A 21,112-nucleotide genomic window follows, 5' to 3' on the forward strand; every position below is an offset into this window, starting at 1 on the left:
GGTTACTCGCTGGCCAGTGAAACGACCGGATCCATCCTTGCTGCCTTGCGGGCAGGGAGATAACCAAAGATCATGCCGATTAAAGTTGAGCAGAAGAATGCGGCAGCAGCGGCCTGCCACGAATAAATGGCGGTGAAAATGCCCCCTGCCAGCGCGGTGAACAGCCCTCCGGCGGCATACGACAGTGCAATACCTAACACTCCGCCTATTAGACATACCAGCACAGCCTCAATCATAAACTGCTGCATGATATCGCCCTGACGCGCACCGACCGCCATTCGTACGCCAATCTCATGGGTCCGTTCCGTGACCGACACCAGCATGATATTCATCACCCCAATGCTGCCGATCATCAGCGAGATGCAGGCCACCATCAGAATCAGGATGCTAAAGGTCATTGAGGTCCGTTCGATTGATTGTCGAATCTGCTCGAAATTATAAAGCTGGAAGTCTTTCACGCCGTGGCGTTGAGTGAGAAGCTGAGAAATAGCGCTGACCGCTGCCTCGTTGGCAACATCATCCTTAAGCCTTACGCTGATGCTGGTCAACACCGGTTTTCCTGTCATTCGATACATCACCGTGCTGTAAGGCATCCAGACGTTAATGCGATTAGGCGCATAGCTTCGGCTGTTCCCTTTGGCGATGCCGACAACCCGTGCAGGCACGGAACCCAGAAAAACGATTTGCCCAAGTGCCTTGAGTCCCGCATCGTCAAATAACGCCTTGCGGGCGTTTTCATCAATGATGACTTCCTGCGAGGCATTTCGATCGTCCTGGAAAGTTGATCCCTGCAACAGTTCAATACCGTTTACGCGAAAATGATCGCGCCCAACGCCATTGATCGTGGCGGTAGCGGATTTACCCAGAAAGCGAATGTTGTCGGAAGCGTTAACTTCGGGGCTGACGCTGTCAACAAACCCCTGCTTTGCTAATGCTTCGGCGTCTGCCGGGACCAGTGTACGAATGGCTTCAGTGCTGTCGTCAAAGAAATCCCTTCCCGGGTAGATGCTCACCACGTTGGTTCCAAGCTCCTTGATATTATCAAGGGTTCGCTGTTTCGCGCCTTCTCCCAGTGCCACCACCGTAACAACCGCGGCGATACCAAAAATAATGCCCGTCATGGTTAACGTCGTGCGCAGGCGATGCGCATTCATCGCTTTTAACGCCATGTGCAGGGATTCACGGGTACGGTCAACAATACTTTGCCACCAGCTTTGCTGAACGCTGTCAGGTCGTTTAAGGGCAACCCCGGAGGTAACACGACTGCCGGTATCAGAAATAATTTCACCGTCACGCAGCTCAATAATACGGTTAGCATGCTGCGCTACCTTCATATCATGTGTCACCATAACCACGGTATGGCCACGCTGATTCAGTTCACTGAGTATTGACAGTACCTCCTGACCGGACTGCGTATCCAGCGCGCCGGTGGGTTCATCCGCCAGAATGATTTCACCGCCGTTAATCAGCGAGCGGGCAATACTCACACGCTGCTGCTGGCCGCCTGAAAGCTCTCCCGGCTTATGATGTTCACGACCTTCCAGCCCGAGTCTTCCAAGCAATGTCGCCGCGCGCAGACGGCGCTTTTCGCGCTCACTGTTGGCATAAATCGCCGGAATTTCAACGTTACTTAACGCGCTCAGGTCGGGCATTAAATGATAACGCTGGAAGATAAAACCGATGTGCTCACGGCGGATCCTTGCCAGATCGTCAGGTGAAAGCTGGGCGGCATTTTGACCGCTGATAAAGTAATCGCCACAATCAGGGACATCGAGACAGCCCATAATATTCATCAGGGTTGACTTACCGGAACCGGAGGCGCCGATGATCGCGACCATCTCCCCAGCAGCGATAGTCAAATCAATCCCTTTAAGCACGGTGAGATCCTGTCCACCGTTCCTGTAAGTGCGGCTGATGCCCTTGAGTTCTATGATATTACTCAAGATACAAACCCTTCCCCGGGCGCTTTTTCACCCGGCTGCGATAACACAACATGTTCCCCGACTTTTACACCGTCCAGGATCTGGATATCCACACTGTTAGTAATGCCGGTTTTGACCTCACGGGTTTCCAGCCGGTTATCACTGGTCAATATCTGCACCTGCTGTTTGTTGCCACTCACCTTGTGCACAGCCTGAATCGGCACCAGTAACGTATTTTTAGCTTCTCCAGCCAGCAAGGTCACCTGTGCTGTCATGGCAATTCGCAGCCGATTTTCTGGATTGGGGACATCCAGCAGCGCGTTGTAGTACACCGAAGCATTTGACGTGCCTGACCCTGAGGCTGAGCTACTGCTGGCAAGGCTATCATCTTTCATAACCGACTCAGGTGCCAGTTCAACGGTACGTAACGTGGCGTCATAATGCTTATCCGGCTCAGAGAAAATGGTGAATCTGGCTTTCTGTCCCGGTGAAATTCGCGTGATATCCGCCTCAGAGATCTGGGCTTTAATTGTCATCACGTCCAGACGTGCGAGTTTGATAATGGTCGGCGCACTTTGGCTGGAGTTAACCGTTTGGCCCTGTTGGGTGACAACGGCAATAACAATGCCGTCCATGGGAGCAACAACTTTTGTATAACCCAAATCGACCTTTTTCTTGTCGACATCAATTTGCGCCTGGACGAGTTTGGCGTTCAGTGCCGATAGCTCAGCGCGGGTACTGGCCAGCGTGGTTTCAGCCGTTTCGAAATCTTCTCTCGAGCTGGCATCCTCATTTAACATCTGGCGCTGGCGCTTAAAACGCAATGAGGCTTGCTTCAACTGCGCCTGCTTAGCCTGAAGGTCCGCTTTTACCACGTTGAGAGCAGCTTCTGCGTTGCGTAAATCATTCCGCTGCGGCACGTCATCAATTTCAGCGATGAGCTGCCCTTTAGTGACACGATCGCCTAACTTCACCTTCAGCGACTTAACCTGGCCAGAAACCTGTGCCCCAACGTTGACCCGCTCAATCGCATCAATTCGACCGGTAGCAAGTACGGCGTTTTCAATATCGCCGATGCGTACTGGAGCGGTAACATACTCAGGAACCTCGGGGCTTCTCAGGAAGAAGAACAAGGCGATGCTAAAAATAATTAGCAGAGCCGCAGCACAGGTCATTACGCGTCGGGGAGGGAATTTTGTTAACATTACGCAGGTTTTCCATAACGATAAACAGCAGTGAATCAGGCATCATAGTAACATCGCCAGTATTTACGGGAGTTAAACCCGCGCTATTTGGTGAAGTAGCGTCATCGTAGACCCCCGCCATCAATTACACAGAATCACCAGGTCCGCCTGTAAACCGCCGCAAGCGTGGGATTTTGTGCCTAAATCCACAGAGTCCCCTTTTGCTGAGCCCCACCTGCGATTTTTCCCATAATCGATTCATTGTGCATTAAGTGCTTAATTATAGTTGCAACTCACATATGATAATAGTAATTATTATCATTAGCATTTGCACTGATGGTTTGTCTGGCAAGGTATACAGAGGTCTCAGGAAACAAGCCTCTCCAGGTTTGTTGAACGGTCTCACACTCAACAAATGCATCTGAACACCGCGGCGTGGCAGCACGACGCCGCCTGGGCTGTTCAAAAGGACAACGGCGCGTAAGCGTTAATGGAAGCCGGGACAAGGAATTCCCGATTCACCAGCCTACGTCACGGAATAGTCAGCGACAGGACCGTTCGTAAGGCTGATGAAACTCAAAAAGGACGCAGCGTCTGTCAAAGCAGGCTTAACGAAAATTAACGTCCTGCTGCTGGCATATGACTGCGTCGACTTCCTGATTTAGTTCGTCAAGCGGAGAGGGATTTTCTCATGCGTATTTTGTTTGTAGGCCCGCCTCTCTATGGGCTGCTGTATCCTGTGCTGTCTCTGGCACAGGCGTTTCGCGTTAACGGCCATGAAGTGCTGATCGCCAGCGGAGGAAAATTCGCCCAAAAAGCGGCAGAAGCAGGGCTGGTGGTATTTGACGCCGCACCCGGTTTTGATTCTGAAGCTGACTATCGCCGCCGCGAGGCACAGCGAAAAGAAAGCAACATCGGCACAAAAATGGGCAACTTCTCATTCTTCAGCGAAGAGATGGCCGACCACCTGGTGGAGTTTGCCGGACACTGGCGGCCCGATCTCATCATCTACCCGCCGCTCGGGGTCATCGGGCCTCTGATTGCCGCCAAATACGATATACCGGTCGTAATGCAAACCGTCGGCTTCGGCCATACGCCCTGGCATATCAAAGGCGTAACGCGTTCGCTCGCGGACGCCTATCATCGCCACGGCGTTGGGGCCGCACCGCGCGATATGGCCTGGATCGACGTAACACCACCGAGCATGAGCATTCTTGAAAACGACGGAGAACCCATTATTCCCATGCAGTACGTCCCGTACAACGGCGGCGCGGTGTGGGAACCGTGGTGGGAGAGGACGCCCGACCGTAAACGTCTGCTGGTGAGTCTCGGTACCGTCAAACCGATGGTCGACGGCCTTGACCTGATCGCCTGGGTGATGGATTCCGCCAGTGAAGTCGATGCCGAGATCATCCTGCATCTTTCGGCCAATGCGCGGTCGGATCTGCGCTCACTGCCCTCAAATGTTCGCCTGGTCGACTGGATACCCATGGGAGCCTTCCTGAACGGCGCAGATGGCTTCATTCATCATGGTGGCGCGGGCAATACCCTGACGGCGCTGCACGCCGGTATTCCACAGATCGTCTTCGGCCAGGGTGCCGATCGCCCGGTAAATGCCCGCGCTGTTGTCGAACGCGGCTGCGGGATCATCCCCGGCGACGACGGCCTGTCGAGCAGCATGATCAATGCTTTCCTCGACAATCGCGCGCTTCGCGACGCCTCTGAAGAGGTAGCGGCGGAAATGGCAGCGCAACCCTGTCCGAGCGAGGTGGCGAAAAGCCTGATCGCGAGGGTACAGAAAGGGTAGCCACTACGCCGTCATGACGATCATACGCCAGCACACATCCAGGAGATACGCCCGTAACAATGCGGGACCGGATCGGGCTGGCGCTTTTTTTTGCACAGCGATCCGACTTGGATCCTATTTTTTACAGACGGAGGAGGCTTAATGCCTGCGACTCACTCTCCCACTCCTGCGCGGTCCTGGATAGTTCGCCTGGCACGCGTGTGCTGGGAACGTAAGAAACTTAGCATCATCGTAGTGGTAGCGTCGGTCTCGACCATTCTGCTGGCCGCGCTGACGCCGTTGCTGACAAGGCAAGCGGTGAACGACGCGCTGGCGGGCAATCCGACTCGTCTGCCGTGGCTGGCCTGCGGGCTATTGCTGATTGCCTTTTTTGATTTCATCGGTAACTACGTGCGCCGCGGTTATGCCGGGGAGCTCTCGCTCTGGGTGCAGCACACCCTGCGAGGACGGGCATTCGACAGTATTCAAAAACTTGACGGCGCAGGCCAGGACGCACTGCGCACCGGGCAGGTGATTTCACGGACCAACAGCGATCTGCAGCAGGTGCATACCCTGCTACAGATGTGCCCGGTGCCGCTGGCGGTGTTCACTTATTACATTGCCGGCATTGCCGTGATGCTGTGGATGTCACCCGCCATGACGCTCATCGTCGTGTGCGTACTGGCATGCCTGGCTATCACTGCGCTGCGCGCGCGTCGCCGGGTCTTCGCGCAAACCGGGCTGGCCTCGGACCGACTGGCAAATCTCACCGAACATATGCGCGAGGTGCTGGCGCAGATCTCAGTGGTAAAATCCTGCGTGGCGGAGCTGCGTGAAACGCGCTGGCTGGATCGCCAGTCGCGGCAGATGGTGCGGGTACGCATCGGCGCGGCCATCTCGCAGGCGATGCCAGGTGCCACCATGCTGGCGCTACCGGTGCTCGGGCAAATCGTCCTGCTGTGCTACGGCGGCTGGTCGGTTATGCACGGTCGCATCGATCTCGGCACCTTCGTGGCGTTTGCCAGCTTCCTCGCGATGCTGACCGGGCCAACCCGTGTACTGGCATCGTTTCTGGTTATCGCCCAGCGCACCCAGGCGTCCGTGGAGCGCGTGTTTGCTCTGATCGACACCCGTTCGCAGATGGAAGACGGGACGGAGGCGGTTAACGGTCAGGTTATCGGGCTGCAACTGGAGAATATGAGCTTCGAGTACCGTGGCGGCAGACGCATCCTCAGCGATGTCTCCTTTTCCCTGCACGCCGGTGAAACGGTGGCGGTAGTGGGCGCATCGGGTTCCGGGAAATCCACGCTGCTGATGCTGCTGGCGCGTTTTTACGATCCCAGCGCCGGAGAGATATGGCTCAACACCAGCGCAGGCCGACAGAACCTCCGCGATCTCAGGCTGGAGGCGCTTCGTCGTCGGGTAGGCGTTGTGTTTGAGGATGCTTTTCTGTTTGCCGGTTCGGTGGCGGAAAATATCGCCTACGGGCACCCTCAGGCAACGGCGGACGACATTCGCCTCGCGGCGAGGGCAGCAGGAGCCAGCGATTTTATCAACGCCCTGCCGAAAGGTTTCGATACCCAATTAACCGAACGCGGTACGAATCTTTCCGGCGGACAGAGGCAGCGAATCGCGCTGGCACGGGCGCTCATTACCGCGCCGGAAGTGTTGATCCTCGATGACACCACCTCGGCGGTCGATGCCGGTACTGAAGCGGAGATCAACACCGCGCTGAGTCGCTATGCTGACGAAAAGCATATGCTGCTGGTGATTGCCCGACGCCGTTCGACGCTTCAGTTAGCCAGCCGGATTGTGGTGCTGGATAAGGGCCGGGTGGTGGACACCGGAACCCAGGCAGAACTTGAAGCGCGCTGTCCGGCGTTCCGCGTGCTGATGACCGGCGACGGCGATTTCCTCACGCCTTCCCACAGTGGGCCTAACGGATTGTGGCCGACCGTACCAGCGGCACAAGACGATGCGGCGCAGACGGGGGATAAAGGCTTTGTCGCCCGTATGACGCGCGTGCCGGAAAATGCAGTACAGCAGGCGCTGGCCGGTAAAGGCCGCAAAGTCACGTCGCTGCTGAAGCCCGTGGCGTGGATGTTCGTCATCGCCGCCCTGCTGATCGCCCTCGATTCGGCGGCAGGCGTCGGGGTACTTATACTGCTGCAGCGCGGCATTGACTCCGGCGTTGCCACAGGCGATATGTCGACTATCGGCCTCTGTGCCCTATTCGCCCTGTGCCTGGTGGCCGTGAGCTGGTGCTGTTATTCACTACAGACAGTCTTCGCCGCCAGAGCGGCAGAGTCAGTCCAGCATACGGTGCGCTTGCGCAGCTTCGGCCATATGCTGCGTCTTGGTCTCCCCTGGCATGAAAAGCATGTCGATTCGCGTCTGACCCGCATGACCGTAGATGTGGACTCTCTCGCCCGCTTTCTGCAAAACGGCCTTGCCGGTGCAGCCACCAGCCTGGTGACAATGTTCGCCATCGCCGCCGCCATGTTCTGGCTCGACCCGCTCCTGGCGCTGACGGCATTAAGCGCGGTGCCAGTGGTCGCACTGGCAACCTGGATTTATCGCCGCCTCAGCTCCCCTGCTTATGCGCAGGCGCGGCTGGAAATAGGCAAAGTCAACAGCACCCTGCAGGAGAAAGTCTCCGGCTTGCGCGTTGTGCAATCGCATGGCCAGCAGGAACAGGAAGCCGCCCGGCTGCGCGCGTTATCGGATCGGTTCCGTGCGACCCGCGTACGTGCGCAAAAATACCTTGCCGTCTATTTCCCGTTCCTGACCTTCTGCACCGAGGCCTCCTATGCCGCCGTTCTTCTGGTGGGTGCATCGCGGGTCGCCGAAGGCGAAATGACCGCCGGGGTGCTGGCGGCTTTCTTCCTGCTGCTGGGGCAATTCTATGGGCCAGTGCAGCAGTTATCAGGAATTGTCGACGCCTGGCAGCAGGCGACGGCCAGCGGCAAACATATCAATGAACTGCTGGCGACCGAAGGCACAGAGAACATCGAGCCCTCTTCCGCACCGCCCGCCACCGGCGCGCTGCATCTTGATGAGGTCACGTTCAGTTATCCCGACAGCCCTGAACCCGCGCTGAACAAACTTACCCTGACAATCCCTGAGGGAAGGGTCGTCGCGGTCGTTGGTCGCAGCGGTGCGGGTAAGTCAACGCTGATTAAGCTGATCGCCGGATTGTATTCCCCCACCCACGGCAGGATCAGCATTGGCGATCGGATAATTGATGATGCCTCGCTTTCCGATTACCGTCGCCAGATTGGGCTGGTCGATCAGGATGTGGCGTTGTTTAGTGGTGATATCGCGGAAAACATTCGTTATTCACGGCCATCCAGTACCAATGACGACGTTGAGATTGCCTCTCAACAGGCAGGGCTGTATGAGACGGTGCGCAATCTGCCGCAGGGATTCCGGACACTGGTGAATAACGGCGGTGCCGATCTGTCCGCAGGTCAGCGCCAGCTGATTGCGCTGGCCCGCGCACAACTGGCGAATGCTCACATCCTGCTGCTCGATGAAGCCACGTCACGCCTGGATCGCACATCCGAAGAGCGATTGATGTCATCGTTAACAGACGTCGCGCACACCGGGAAGCACCTGGCGCTGATTGTGGCGCACCGTCTGACCACCGCGCAGCGCTGCGATCTGATTGCCGTTATCGATAAGGGGCAGCTTGCGGAATACGGCACCCACGAACAGCTGTTAGCGGCCGGCGGCCTCTATACCCGCTTGTGGCATGACAGCGTCGGCAGCTCTGTTCCCCATCGCCAGCACGACATCACGGGGGAAATCGTGGAAGAGTAATTGCGCACGTAAGACATTACAAAACACGCGCTAAAGCGGCTGTTCCCGGAATAGCCGCTTTAGCTATTTATACTGACACCCTTCATATTCAAAGAGAGTGAATGCTGAACATGCAACAACATCCCTCTGCTATCGCCAGGCTGCGCAGCCAGCTGGCAGCAGGCCACATTGCTAACCTTTCTGACTTCTGGCGAGACGCTGAGTCGCTAAATGTACCGCTGGTGACGCCAGTCGACGGAGCGAAAGACGAGCGTGATGTGACATTTCTATGGCGCGCCAGGCACCCTCTACAGGGCGTTTATCTGCGTCTGAATCGGGTGACGGATAAAGAGCACGTGGCGAAAGGGATGATGACCGCCCTTCCCGCGACGGATATCTGGACTCTGACACTGCGTTTACCCGCAAGCTACTGCGGCTCCTATTCGCTGGTGGAAATCCCCCCCGGCACCCCGGCCGAGACGATTGCACAGTCCGGAGGCCGCTTTGCTACCCTCGTCGGGCACGCCGATCCGCTAAACAAAACGCCGGGGATCAACGTTCGGGGAAGCACACAGGAGTCGGTGCTGGCGCTTGATAAAGCCCCCGCCCAGTCCGAATGGCGCGGCGGGTCACCCAGCGGGCAATTGCTTACCTCGGCGCGCACTCTCGCCGGGGAATCGCGCCGGGTTCGGCTCTATCTGCCGGACGTTGATGTTTCGCAGCCCCTCGGCCTGGTGGTACTGCCCGATGGTGAAACCTGGTTCGATCACCTTGGCGTATGCGCGGCAATTGACGCCGCCATAAACAACGGACGCATCGTGCCTGTGGCTGTACTTGGCATCGACAATATCGATGAACACGAGCGAACTGCGATACTCGGCGGGCGCAGCGAGCTGATAAAGGATATCGCCGGCCAGTTGTTGCCGACGATCCGCGCCGAACACCCACAGCGGCGGTGGGCAGACCGTTCGCGCACCGTGCTGGCCGGACAGAGCCTCGGCGGGGTCAGCGCGCTCATGGCCGCTCGTTACGCACCGGAAACGTTCGGGCTGGCGCTCAGCCACTCCCCTTCGATGTGGTGGACGCCAGAGGGTGCCAGCCGGCCAAACGTGTTCAGCGAAACCGATTCGTCATGGGTGAGCGAACATCTGCTTTCTGCCCCGCCGCAGGGCGTGCGCATCCGCCTGTGCGTGGGATCGCTGGAAGGTTCGACGGTACCCCACGTTCAGCGGCTGCATCAGCAGTTGCTTACCGCTGGCGTCGACAGCCATTGCGCAATGTATACCGGGGGTCACGATTACGCATGGTGGCGCGGCGCACTGATTGACGGGCTTGGTTTACTCCAGGGTTGACTTGACCCGCGAACACTTTCAGGCAACTGTACAGGCTTCCTGAATAAAGAAAATGTCACCTGCGGAAAAGGAATAAACATCAGATGTATGCCCGCAAGTATCGCCCAACACGCTCACGCAAGGCGCTTGTCACTCTTCTTTCTGGTCTCACCCTTATCTGGAATGCGCACGCTTTCGCAAAGCCGGATATGCAGCCACTGGGGCCGAATATCGCCGATAAAGGCTCTGCGTTTTACCATTTCAGCGTCAACTCGTTCGACTCCGCCGATGGCAGCCGCCATTATCGGGTATGGACGGCCGTGCCAAATAAAGCCGCACCGGCGTCGGGCTACCCGATTTTATATATGCTCGACGGCAACGCAGTTATGGACCGCCTGAACGACGACCTGCTCAAACAGCTGGCAGAAAAATCACCGCCGGTGATTGTGGCTGTCGGGTATCAGACCAACCTCCCCTTCGATCTCAACGGCAGGGCCTACGACTATACGCCAGCAGAAGAAAGCGGCAAAACGGATACCCGCAACGGGCGTTTTAACCGTAAGAGTGGGGGTAGCAACGACTTCCGCCAGTTACTGGAAACGCGTATAGCGCCAAAGGTGGAACAGGGATTGAATATCGATCGGCAGCGTCGCGGCCTGTGGGGGCACTCCTACGGCGGCCTGTTCGTGCTGGATGCATGGCTGTCTTCCCCTTATTTCCGGACGTATTACAGCGCCAGCCCGTCGTTGGGCAGAGGCCATGATGCGCTACTGAGCCGCATCACGGCGGTTGAGCCGTCGCAACACTGCGCCAGGCGCCTGATGATAATGGAAGGTTCGGCGACACCGGGCGATAACCGGGAAACGCATGCTGCCGGAGTGCTGACGAAAATTCATGCCACCCTCGCCACGCTGGAAGATAAAGGCGTCAATGCCGCCTTTTGGGATTTCCCAAACCAGGGACACGGGCCGATGTTCAACGCCTCCTTCCGCGGAGCGCTGTTAGATATCAGTGGTGAAAACGCAGGTAACACAGCAGGCTGTCATTCATTAAGCCGCTAAACACTGCCCGCCTTGATGCGGGCAGTATACCTGTAACACTACGATCAAAATGACGCGGTAACACCGGCATAATAAGCCCGGCCAGGCTCGTTATAGGTATTCGCCCCTTCGGAAGATCGGTAGATCTGTTTATCTAAGATATTGCTGACACCAACGTTAAGACGCAGATTTTTATTAATATCGTAATTGAAGTTCGTCCCCACCAGCGAATAAGCGCCCAGCTCTTTACCTGACAGACCGCCAGTATCTTCACTACGAGTTTCCGAATGAGTACGCGGTTTTTGTCTGCCGTATAACGTCCAGTTGACGCTGGCAGAGAACGCCTGGGTGATGGTCCAGTCAAGCGAGTTATTAATGGTGTATTTCGGGATGATCGACAGCGGGTTACCGGTGTCTTTTTGCTCCGAGGTGATCATCCAGGTGGCATTGGTATTCCAGTTCAGACGATCTTTCACCAGCGGGAACGCCATGCTGGCTTCGATACCGTCCACCAGTGCTTTCCCGCCGTTCTGCCACTGGAGAATATATGCGCCGGAAGCGGTTTGCCCGATAACATTATCGCCGGCCACGATCTTATTCTGGTAGTCATTGCGGAAGTAGGTCACGCTGGCATGGTAATCTTCCCAGGCGAACTCCAGCCCAATTTCTTTATTGATGCTGATTTCCGGATCGAGATCTTTATTACCGATCAGGTAGCAGCCGCCCGATGTAATATCTTTTGGACAACCGTTGCCTTTCGAGTAGAGCAGATAACCTTCGCTGGATTGGTACAGGTTTGGTGCTTTAAAGGTTCTGGCAATCCCCGCTTTGACTTTGAAGTAATCGCCCAATTCCTGCGAGAGGTTCAGGCTGGGGCTGAAGTTACCGCCGGACTCGTTGAGATAATCAAAGCGCAGGCCGGGAATGATATTCGTGCCGGGAACCGGCTCAATATTATCTTCAATATACAGCGCACTGATTTGGGAATGGTTTTTACTGCTGCGATCCGCAGCCGAGCCAGAAATGCCGCCGATATCACTGTCATCCACGGTCAGGCTGGTAGAGGAAGGATCGTCGAGCTCATCTCGGCTCCACTCCGCACCCACGGTCAGCGTTTGATCGACCAGCGCATTCAGCGGAATATTAAGCTCGCCGCTGGTTCGCCAGGAGCTCAGGCGATTGGTCGTGAACTTTTCATCCGCCGAAATACGCCCTTCACCGCCGCCGGATAATCCTTCATTCATGCGGGTGTTATTGGTTTTCTCGTAATAGACACCAAAACGGCTTTGACCCCAGTCCCAGATACCATTATGTGTAATGCCATAATTCTGCCGGTACAGGCGGTTCGTCTCTTCGCCGGATTTCGCCAGGCTTTCAGTGACGGCACTGGAAGAACTGTTTTGCGTATCGCCTGCATAGATATTCCCCTGGCGGCTATATCCGGCTTCGAAATCGATAATTTGCTGCGGATTTAATTTCCACGAGACAACGCCGTTAATATCTTTGTTGCGCACCCCTTCATGTCCGGCCGCGTTTTTCGTACCGGCCGAGGAGTTAATATCCCAGCTGTCGGCATCGGTTTTATTCAGGTTTCCGAACAGGCGCATGGTCAGCGCATCGCCAGCCAGCGGCCCGCTAAGGCTGAAGTTGGCGCGACGCGTAGCGCCTTCGTCGCTGCTTTCCGGCTGGTTGGTGTATAACGACAGCGAACCGTGCCAGTCGTTGGTAGGGCGTTTGGTAATGATGTTCACCACCCCGCCCGCTGCGCCCGAACCGTAGCGTGCCGCCGCAGGGCCGCGGATCACTTCAATACGCTCAACCTGTTCCGGTGGCACCCAGTTGGTGTCGCCGCGGGTATCACGCTCTCCACGCCAGCTATAACGCACGGCGTTGCGCGACGTCACCGGTATACCATCAATTAAAATTAAGGTGTTCTCCGGCCCCATGCCGCGAATGTCGATCTGGCGGTTATTACCACGTGTACCCGAGGCGCTGTTGCCGGTCAGATTGACACCGGGCATTTTGCGAATAATATCGGAGAGATCGTTGACCGGAGGGTTCTTTTTAATATCTTCGCTGGTAATAATCGACACGCCCGGCTGCTGTTTGAGTACCTGCTCAGCGGTGGCTTCCACCACCAGGGTCTCGTCGTTATCATCGGAGGATTTTGCCAGTGATACCTGACTGTTCAACCCTGCCAGGAGCGCAGTGAGCGGCCAGAAGATCTTGATAATTCTCATACCCATTCCCTAATACATGCCTAACGTAAAAGTGATCGATCGTTAAGCTCACATCCTTGCCAGATATTTTAAACTGCCATTATTTTTATAATAAGAATGATAATTAATATCATTTGGAGAGGATTAAGGCAATCCTTAATACACGGATGCGCGCATTAATGAAACGCACGCATTGGCCCGGAGTGATTCTTCCCGGGTACCGCCCTGTGCGTTCGTAAAGCTGGCATACTGAAACAGCGGAAGAAGAGAACAGCCCATTGGTATTTCGTGTAGTGACATAACGTTAATATGTCATTACAAGGGAACGCAGCCCCGGTAAGCGCAAGCGCCACCGGGGAAAGAAAGGTTATTGTTGCGCTAACTGATTGCGACGGTACTCGCCCTGGCGCTCCAGCATCCAGCCAGGATACTCGCGCGGCAGCGCGCTGACCGCATCCAGCTGTTTCAGCTCATCATCGCTCAGCTGAATGCCGGTTGCGGCAATGTTGTCATCCAACTGATCGACCCGTTTCGCCCCGATGATGACGCTGGTCACCGCTTTCTGGTGCAGCAGCCACGCCAGCGCGATTTGCGCCATGGAAACGCCTTTACTTTCGGCGATGGTACGCATCACGTCCACGCAGTCGAAGGCGCGATCTTTATCCACTGGCGGGAAGTCGAACGCCAGGCGACGACTACCGGCCGCGCTCTGCCCGTCGCGATCGTATTTTCCGCTCAGCAGACCACCCGCCAGCGGGCTCCATACCATCAACCCGACGCCTTCGCTCTGCATCATCGGCACCAGTTCGCGCTCAAGGTCACGCCCGGCGATGGTGTAGTACGCCTGCAATGAGGCAAAACGCGCCAGCCCCAGACGCTCAGAGATGCCGAGCGCTTTGGCAATCTGCCATGCCGCCCAGTTCGAGACGCCGATATAGCGCACGTGACCGTGCTGCACAAGATTATCCAGCGCGTAAAGCGTCTCCTCGATGGGGGTCGCGGGGTCGAAACCGTGCAGCTGATAGAGATCGATATGATCGAGCTGCAGGCGGCGCAGGCTCTCCTTCACGCCGCTGATGATGTGATAGCGCGAGCTACCGCGCGAGTTCACCCCCGCTGTGCCGGTTTCACCGAACACCTTGGTGGCAACGACCACGTTTTCGCGCGGAATTTTCAGGTTCTTCAGCGCCTGCCCGGTGATCTCCTCTGAACGCCCTTCCGAGTAGACATCTGCCGTGTCGATAAAATTGATCCCGGCGTCCAGCGCGCGGCCCACCAGCTGCTCGGCGTCGCTTTGCTGAAGCTGACCAATCTTGCCCCACATGCCGCCTTCTCCGCCGAAGGTCATGGTGCCGAGGCACAGTTCAGAAACGAACAGTCCGGTGTTGCCCAGTTTTTGATAACGCATAAGATAATCCTCGCATGTCGATTGGGTACCCGATAGTTATACCCGCCCCTCAGCCATCGCGAATGTGGCGTTCCTGTCCGTTTATTGCCCAATCCTCTGAATTTATCCGCGCGGGGCGTCGCCAAAGACGCTGTAGTCCGGCAGCTGCACCTGCTGATACGGCTCCCAGCCGCCGCCGAGCGCCTTGTAGAGCGCCACCAGATCGAGAGCGCTTTGTACCTGCGCCTGCGCCCGCTGCTGTTCGGCCTGAGCCAGCTGCCGCTGGGCGTCCAGCACGTCGATAAAGCTGGCGATCCCCTGGCGATAGCTGTCGCTCGCCAGGTCAAAGGCGTTTTGCAGGGCATCAATGGTTTTCGCGAGGCCCGCCTCACGCTGCTGGTCGGTGCGATAGCTCACCAGCGCGTTTTCGACATCGCCAAGCGCGGTGAGCACCGTCTGGCGATAGTCCAGTACCGCAGCGCCCTGCTGCGCGCGCGCCACCTTGACGCTGGAGACCAGCCGACCACCCTGGAAAATCGGAATGGAAACCTGCGGGCCGAAGCTGTAGAAGTGGCTGCTCCAGTCGGTCAGCCAGCCGGATTCGCTGTTGCGCAGGCCAAACTGTCCGGAGAGGGTAAAGCTCGGGAACAGCTCGGCCACCGAGACGCCAATCTGCGCCGTGGCGGCATGAAGGTTGGCCTCCGCTTCGCGCACGTCCGGACGGCGGCGCGCCAGCGTGGACGGTATACCAGTCTGCACGATATCCGGTAGCGCGGGCATTGGCTGCGCGGATTGCAGCTCGCTATCCAGCGCCCCCGGCGGCTTGCCGAGCAGAATAGCCAGTCCGTTCATCGCCTGGCGTTCCTGGGCCTGATACTGCGGCAGCTGGGCTTCAAGATTACCCAGCTGCGCCCGGGCGTTTTCCACGTCCATCTGCGGCGACAGCCCGCCGCGCTGGCGGCTTTCGGTCAGATCCAGCGTCTGCTGCGCGCTTTTAATCTGGGTGTTCAGGGTAGCGATAATGCTCTGCGCCCCGCGCAGCTGGAGCCACGCCCGCGCCACTTCCGCTTCCAGCGACACCAGCGCATCGTTACGCTGTTCGATGGCGGCCTTCTGCTGCGCTTCGGCGGCTTCCACCTGACGGCGCACCTTACCCCAGAGGTCGATTTCCCACTGGGCGTCGAAGCTGCCCTGATAAAGGTTAATCGGCTGCGTCAGCGGCCCCAGCGCGCCTCTGAGTTCAGGGTCGACATTATCCAGCTGGTCGTACACGCCGTGAGATTTTAGCTCCCCTTCCAGCCCGAGCTGCTGGCGCGTCGCCTGCAGATTGCCGTTCACCGACGGGAAAAATGCCCCGCCCGCCTGGTTAATCTGTTCACGCGCCCCGGCAATGCGCAGCACCGTTTGCTGCAGCGTCAGGTTACCGGCGATGGCGCGTTCAACCAGACTGTCGAGCTGCGGCGAGCCGAAGGTTTTCCACCAGCGCGGATTGGTCGCGGCGGAGGTGGTTTGCGATTTTACCGCGCTGTCGCCCTTATCGTTCCAGTGCGTAACGGCGGGTGGCGCAGGCTGCTGGTAGTCCGGCCCGACGGCGCAGCCCACCAGCAGCATCATTATCATCAGGGGGTGTAAACGTCTGTGTATCATCAGTGTGCTCCTGCACTCCCCTCGCTCTTAACCGGCGAGAGCAACAAACAAAACGGAATCAATAGCAAGGCCACGGCGCTCAGAATGGTGAAGACGTCGATGTAGGCCAAAAAGCGGGACTGCTCGATCATCGTCTGGTACATCCGCCCGGTGGCAATCCCGGTCGGATCGCCCACCTGGGTGGTGAAGTTCTGGATCGCCTGGGCGCTTTCGCGAATCGCCAGCTGGAACTGCTCGTTAAACGGCGAGGCGTGGTAGGCAAGGTGTGCGCTGTGCGCCTGCGCGCGCTCGGTGATGGCCGCCGTCGAGAGTGAAATCCCGATGGACCCCGCCACGTTGCGGAACATGGTAAACAGCGCCGCCGCATCGGCGTTGAGCCGTCTCGGTATCGAGATGAAGGCGATGGTGGTGAGCGGCACAAACAGGAACCCCAGACCAATCGACTGGGCGCTGCGGAACAGCACCAGGGTTTCGAAATCAATATCCGGCGTCAGCGTGCGCGACCAGAAGAACGACACCGCCAGGCAGGTAAAGCCAAAGGCGATGATCCAGCGCGTCTGCACCACCGGCATCAGCTTCAGCACCAGCGGGATGGTCAGCACGATCAGCACCGCGCCGGGCGAGAGCACCAGCCCGGACCAGGTGGCGGTATAGCCCAGATCCTGCTGCGCCAGCTGCGGGATCACCACCGAGCTGCCGTAGAGGATCATCGCCATCCCAGCCATCAGCAGGCTGGAGATCGCGAAGTTGCGGTCCTTCATGCAGTGCAGATCCACCACCGGCTTTTTGGCATACATCAGCCAGTAGATTGCGCCGATAATGCCGACCAGCGTCAGCACCGCGAAGGTGCGGATAAAGTTCGAGTAGAACCAGTCGTCATCCTCGCCCCGGTCGAGCATCACCTGCAAACAGCCAAGGCCGAGGGCGATCAGGCCGATCCCCGTCCAGTCGATGGTCAGCTTCTCTTTTGATTTGCTCTCCCACGGCGGATCTTCCAGCAGCTGGTAGATCGCCAGCACCGTCACAATCCCCACCGGGATGTTGATAAAGAACACCCAGCGCCAGGAGTAGTTGTCGGTGATCCAGCCCCCCAGCGTCGGGCCGAGCACCGGCGCGACGATAATCGCAATGGAGGAAAGCCCAAACGCTTTGCCCCTGTCCTCCGGCTTGAAGTAGTCAAGCAGCACCGACTGCTGGGTGGGCTGCAACCCGCCGCCAAAGAAGCCCTGCATCACGCGGAACAGGATGATTTGCCACAGCTCGGTGGCGATGCCGCACAGAAACGAGCAGATGGTGAACATCACGATGCAAATGAGGAAGAACTGCTTGCGGCCAAACAGCCGGCTCAGGAACGCCGAGATGGGCAGCACGATGCCGTTCGCCACCAGGTAGCTTGTCAGTACCCAGGTGGATTCGTCGTAGCTGGCCGAGAGCGACCCCGCCACGTGCGGCAGCGCGACGTTGACGATGGTGGTGTCCAGAATTTCCATGAACACCGCCAGGGTGACGACAATCGCCACCGCCCACGGGTTACTGGCGGGCTTCCAGTTATCGTGGCTATGATCCGTCATTCCACGGTGACCTTCGGTTCAACCGACAGCCCCAGCGGCAGCGGCTTGTTCGGATCCAGACCTTTATCAATGACGATTTTTACCGGTACGCGCTGAACAATCTTCACGAAGTTACCGGTGGCGTTTTCCGACGGGAAGGCGGAGAAGCGCGAGCCGCTGCCCTGCTGGATGCTGTCGATATGGCCTTCAAGCTCCATATCCGGCCAGGCATCCACGGAGACGCTAACCTTATCGCCGGGCTTCATGCGCTCAAGCTGGGACTCTTTAAAGTTCGCCACCACCCACACGTTCGGGGAGACCAGCGAGAACAGCGCGGTGCCCGCCTGAACCAGCGTGCCGGGCTGCACGTTGCGTTTGGTGACAAAGCCGTCGAACGGGGCGCGGACTTCGGTGTAAGAGAGGTTCAGATTCGCGGTTTCCAGCTGCGCTTTGGCCTGTTCGACCTGACGCTCGCGGGCTTCGACGTTGGTCTCCTGCTGGCGGATTTGCAGCTGTACCTGCTCCGCCACTTCCAGCTGCGCCTGTGCGCTGGCAAGGCCAGCCTGGGCACTGCGCAGCTGAGCGTTCGCAGAATCAATACTTTGCTGGGTGGTCGCGCGCGGGTCGACGCCGCGCTGGCGCCGGTACTCCGCCTGCGCGTTCGCCAGATCGGCCTGCGCTTTCAGCACCTGCGCTTTGGCTTCGTCATGCTGGGCGGGATACTGCACTTTTGAGAGCGCCAGCTGCGCCTGGGCCTGATGCAGCTGCGCGATAGCCAGCCCAAGCTGAGCCTGAGCCTGATCGCGCTGGGCGGTGGTATCACGCGGATCGATCACCACCAGCACGTCCCCTTTCTTCACGCGCTGGTTATCCCGTACGCGAAGCTCGGTAACGTAGCCCGCCGTTTTAGGGGCAATCGTCACCACGTCGCCGTCGGTAAAGGCGTCGTCGGTCGTCTCTTCGTTGCGGGTTAAAAACCACCAGACCAGCGCCACGATCACCATCACGATGACCACGATGCCAAGGATAATTAACGGTTTTTTGCCCGGGCGTTTACGCTCGTTATTGTTTTTATCCTGCTCGTCAGCAGGTGGATTTTGTTCTTCTGCCATAATTCAGCAACGGTCCTGTCAGTGAGCGGCATCACACTATGCCGTTCACTAAAGCTAGGACGTTGCTATACATTTGCCAGGAAAAACTGACAAATTGCGCACTATATGAGAAGGAATAGTCCGAAACCGATCGCCGCAGCCCAGAGCAGCATCGGGATCGACCAAAGGTGGAAGCGCCACCAGATGCGACGGTCGTTGGCCATGCGCAGGGCGATCAGGTTTGCCAGGGAGCCGGGCAGCAGCCCAAACCCACCGATGTTCACCGCCCAGGCCAGCAGTGTGTCCGGCGGAACGTAGTTAAGCAGCAGAATGGTGGCAGGCACGTTGCTGATAAACTGCGACAGGCCAATCGCCGTCAGCCACAGCCCCGGCTGCGACAGCGTGCTGACGCTGTGCAGAACGTTTTGCAGCACCGGAAGCTGAATAAGCAGATGCACGTCGATGAACATCGCCATAAAGACCAGCAGCAGCGTCCAGTCCACGCTGACCAGCACGCGCCGCGCCAGCACGACAAAGCCCGCGGCGACGAGCAGGACGCCCGCCAGCTCATACTTCAGCTCCAGGGCGAACAGAAAGACGATATATAATCCGAGGCAGCTCCACACCAGCCGCGGCTGCCACTGCGGGCCCGTGGTCCCGCTATGGTATTGCAGCTTTTTATCCGGAAACGCGAACCAGCAAACCGCCAGCAGCGACAGCATCATCACCAGCGCCAGAGGCGCCATCTGCCAGGTAAAGGCGGCGAATGACAGACCGGAACGTCCCCAGAGAAGAATATTTTGCGGGTTGCCGATGGGCGTCAACAGAGAACCGGCGTTAACGGCGAGCGCTTCAAAGATGATCAGTCTGCTGACCGGGATCTCGCAAAGCTTACGCAGGGTGAGCGTGAGGGGCACGATGATAAACAGCGCCACATCATTGGTCAGAAACGTCGACAGCACCGCGGCGGAGAAGACCATAAACAGGGCCAGCCTGCGCTCGGTGGCAAAACGGCGCACCATTTTACGCCCCAGGACGTCAAAATAGCCGCTCAGCTCGACCCCTTTGGTCAGCATCATTAACCCGCTCAGGGTGATGATGGTGCGCCAGTCAATCGCCGCAGACCAGGCCTGTGGCGCAAACGGCACAAACAGGCTTAACCCGGCGCCAATGATTAATAAGAGATGGAAGAAACGATCGCGTGAGAGGGCCTGCAGTCCAGGGATTTTCATTCAGCGGAGGGACCATATTTAAGGGTAAATTCGCGAAACTTTACCAGCGTCTCTTCGCTAACGTGGTGCTCCATTCCTTCCGCATCCCGACGGGCAATTTCCGGGCTGACGCCCAGCACCAGCAAAAAGTTCTCGACAAGCTGATGGCGCTCGCGGCTCTCCTGCGCAAGCTTCTCCCCTTCCGGCGTCAGAAACACGCCGCGCCAGGGGATCATTTCGATCAGGCCTACCGAGGCCAGACGTTTTAACATTTTAGCGACCGTCGGCTGCGAAACCCCGAGCCTGGCGGCCATATCGACCTGACGCGCTTCCCCAACCTCGCGGATCAGATCGGAAATCAGTTCAACATAATCATCAATCAGTTCACGCCGGTGCGCTTCACGGACCTGGCGAAAACCTTCGACATGTTCTTCAACATTCACCAGTTGCGTCGTTTTTTTAATGGCTGGCTTACCTGCGCGACGGTTCATTGTACTTCCTCATTGGGGTGACGCTTCCAGCGCCCGGTATCGAGAGCGCACATTGTAAACCATCCCTCCACAAGCACAAAAAATTAACGAAATAGCCATAGCTATACAATATAGCCTGTGCTATATCTGTATGTAATGCAGTCACCCTTCACGGATCGAAGGGATCAAACATCAGGAGGTCTCATGAACGAATTCAAGAGGTGCATGACCGTGTTTACCCACTCTCCTTTTAAAGTGCGCTTAATGCTGTTGAACATGCTGTGCGATATGTTTAACAACAAACCGCATCAGGACGACAAACCTTCCCACTAAGCGGCGTTGCGGTACGCCGCTTCATTTTTCTGTCACACTTCCGCTGTAAACTGACCAATTCCCGATAATTTTTGCGGATTTGCAGCCCCCTTCGCAAAACATCTGTTTAGCAACTGTTGACCTTAATTCACGCTCGCACT

General features: G+C 57.4%; 14 protein-coding genes. 5 read left to right on the forward strand and 9 right to left on the reverse strand.

Annotated features, from left to right (window positions below; genetic code table 11):
* Positions 1 to 2: 2 nt before the first annotated feature.
* Together IM295_RS08490 and IM295_RS08495 are read right to left on the reverse strand one after the other, a co-directional pair.
* Positions 3 to 1,943 carry a MacB family efflux pump subunit gene (locus tag IM295_RS08490; protein ID WP_192972089.1) on the reverse strand — a complete coding sequence of 647 codons (1,941 nt, stop codon included), beginning with the start codon at positions 1,941 to 1,943 and terminating at the stop codon, positions 3 to 5.
* Positions 1,940 to 3,127 carry an efflux RND transporter periplasmic adaptor subunit gene (locus IM295_RS08495; protein ID WP_023303343.1) on the reverse strand — a complete coding sequence of 396 codons (1,188 nt, stop codon included), beginning with the start codon at positions 3,125 to 3,127 and terminating at the stop codon, positions 1,940 to 1,942. Before IM295_RS08495 ends, IM295_RS08490 begins: the two co-directional genes overlap by 4 nt.
* Positions 3,128 to 3,797: 670 nt before the next feature.
* Between IM295_RS08495 and iroB the strand changes: the two genes are divergently transcribed.
* The 4 genes from iroB (at position 3,798) to IM295_RS08515 (ending at position 11,085) form a co-directional block, all read left to right on the forward strand.
* The gene (gene iroB, locus IM295_RS08500) at positions 3,798 to 4,913 is read left to right on the forward strand and encodes a salmochelin biosynthesis C-glycosyltransferase IroB (protein WP_017384908.1); all 1,116 of its coding nucleotides are present in this window, start codon (positions 3,798 to 3,800) and stop codon (positions 4,911 to 4,913) included.
* Positions 4,914 to 5,054: 141 nt separating this feature from the next.
* Positions 5,055 to 8,714: a salmochelin/enterobactin export ABC transporter IroC gene (iroC, locus tag IM295_RS08505; RefSeq protein ID WP_193066541.1), complete on the forward strand. Its 3,660-nt coding sequence runs from the start codon at positions 5,055 to 5,057 to the stop codon at positions 8,712 to 8,714.
* Positions 8,715 to 8,815: 101 nt separating this feature from the next.
* Positions 8,816 to 10,045, forward strand: coding sequence for an esterase family protein (locus IM295_RS08510; RefSeq protein WP_032102662.1), 1,230 nt, complete (start codon positions 8,816 to 8,818; stop codon positions 10,043 to 10,045).
* Between the two features lie 83 nt (positions 10,046 to 10,128).
* Complete coding sequence (locus IM295_RS08515) at positions 10,129 to 11,085, forward strand: alpha/beta hydrolase (RefSeq protein WP_028012457.1); 957 nt, start codon at positions 10,129 to 10,131, stop codon at positions 11,083 to 11,085.
* A gap of 44 nt (positions 11,086 to 11,129) precedes the next feature.
* On the opposite strand, the gene iroN is transcribed toward IM295_RS08515, so the two are convergent.
* The 7 genes from iroN to mntR form a co-directional block, all read right to left on the reverse strand.
* Complete coding sequence (iroN, locus tag IM295_RS08520; protein WP_193066542.1) at positions 11,130 to 13,304, reverse strand: siderophore salmochelin receptor IroN; 2,175 nt, start codon at positions 13,302 to 13,304, stop codon at positions 11,130 to 11,132.
* Between the two features lie 346 nt (positions 13,305 to 13,650).
* Positions 13,651 to 14,691 (reverse strand): aldo/keto reductase, encoded by a 1,041-nt coding sequence (locus IM295_RS08525; protein ID WP_193066543.1) that lies wholly within the window; start codon positions 14,689 to 14,691, stop codon positions 13,651 to 13,653.
* A gap of 102 nt (positions 14,692 to 14,793) precedes the next feature.
* The gene (locus IM295_RS08530) at positions 14,794 to 16,317 is read right to left on the reverse strand and encodes an efflux transporter outer membrane subunit (protein WP_028012454.1); all 1,524 of its coding nucleotides are present in this window, start codon (positions 16,315 to 16,317) and stop codon (positions 14,794 to 14,796) included.
* Positions 16,317 to 17,888, reverse strand: coding sequence for a DHA2 family efflux MFS transporter permease subunit (locus IM295_RS08535; protein ID WP_028012453.1), 1,572 nt, complete (start codon positions 17,886 to 17,888; stop codon positions 16,317 to 16,319). Before IM295_RS08535 ends, IM295_RS08530 begins: the two co-directional genes overlap by 1 nt.
* Entirely contained in the window at positions 17,885 to 18,979 is a 1,095-nt protein-coding gene (locus tag IM295_RS08540; RefSeq protein ID WP_193066544.1) for an HlyD family secretion protein, read from the reverse strand. Before IM295_RS08540 ends, IM295_RS08535 begins: the two co-directional genes overlap by 4 nt.
* Before the next feature lie 101 nt (positions 18,980 to 19,080).
* Positions 19,081 to 20,190, reverse strand: a complete 1,110-nt coding sequence (locus IM295_RS08545) for an anion transporter (protein WP_049136963.1) — start codon at positions 20,188 to 20,190, stop codon at positions 19,081 to 19,083.
* Positions 20,187 to 20,660, reverse strand: coding sequence for a manganese-binding transcriptional regulator MntR (gene mntR, locus IM295_RS08550; protein WP_028012450.1), 474 nt, complete (start codon positions 20,658 to 20,660; stop codon positions 20,187 to 20,189). Before mntR ends, IM295_RS08545 begins: the two co-directional genes overlap by 4 nt.
* Before the next feature lie 183 nt (positions 20,661 to 20,843).
* Here mntR and mntS point away from each other — a divergent pair, with 183 nt between their 5' ends.
* Positions 20,844 to 20,972, forward strand: coding sequence for a manganase accumulation protein MntS (mntS, locus tag IM295_RS08555; protein WP_014831181.1), 129 nt, complete (start codon positions 20,844 to 20,846; stop codon positions 20,970 to 20,972).
* The last annotated feature ends 140 nt before the right edge of the window (positions 20,973 to 21,112 follow it).

This window comes from Enterobacter cloacae complex sp. P14RS, assembly GCF_014895895.1.
Taxonomy (GTDB): domain Bacteria; phylum Pseudomonadota; class Gammaproteobacteria; order Enterobacterales; family Enterobacteriaceae; genus Enterobacter; species Enterobacter bugandensis.

Coding starts and splice junctions, on each gene's coding strand:
- iroB (WP_017384908.1), top strand. CDS start 3,798: ATGCGTATTTTGTTTGTAGGCCCGCCTCTCTATGGGCTGCTGTATCCT.
- iroC (WP_193066541.1), top strand. CDS start 5,055: ATGCCTGCGACTCACTCTCCCACTCCTGCGCGGTCCTGGATAGTTCGC.
- IM295_RS08510 (WP_032102662.1), top strand. CDS start 8,816: ATGCTGAACATGCAACAACATCCCTCTGCTATCGCCAGGCTGCGCAGC.
- iroN (WP_193066542.1), bottom strand. CDS start 13,304: ATGAGAATTATCAAGATCTTCTGGCCGCTCACTGCGCTCCTGGCAGGG.
- IM295_RS08495 (WP_023303343.1), bottom strand. CDS start 3,127: ATGTTAACAAAATTCCCTCCCCGACGCGTAATGACCTGTGCTGCGGCT.
- IM295_RS08540 (WP_193066544.1), bottom strand. CDS start 18,979: ATGGCAGAAGAACAAAATCCACCTGCTGACGAGCAGGATAAAAACAAT.
- IM295_RS08515 (WP_028012457.1), top strand. CDS start 10,129: ATGTATGCCCGCAAGTATCGCCCAACACGCTCACGCAAGGCGCTTGTC.
- IM295_RS08545 (WP_049136963.1), bottom strand. CDS start 20,190: ATGAAAATCCCTGGACTGCAGGCCCTCTCACGCGATCGTTTCTTCCAT.
- IM295_RS08530 (WP_028012454.1), bottom strand. CDS start 16,317: ATGATACACAGACGTTTACACCCCCTGATGATAATGATGCTGCTGGTG.
- mntR (WP_028012450.1), bottom strand. CDS start 20,660: ATGAACCGTCGCGCAGGTAAGCCAGCCATTAAAAAAACGACGCAACTG.
- IM295_RS08525 (WP_193066543.1), bottom strand. CDS start 14,691: ATGCGTTATCAAAAACTGGGCAACACCGGACTGTTCGTTTCTGAACTG.
- mntS (WP_014831181.1), top strand. CDS start 20,844: ATGAACGAATTCAAGAGGTGCATGACCGTGTTTACCCACTCTCCTTTT.
- IM295_RS08535 (WP_028012453.1), bottom strand. CDS start 17,888: ATGACGGATCATAGCCACGATAACTGGAAGCCCGCCAGTAACCCGTGG.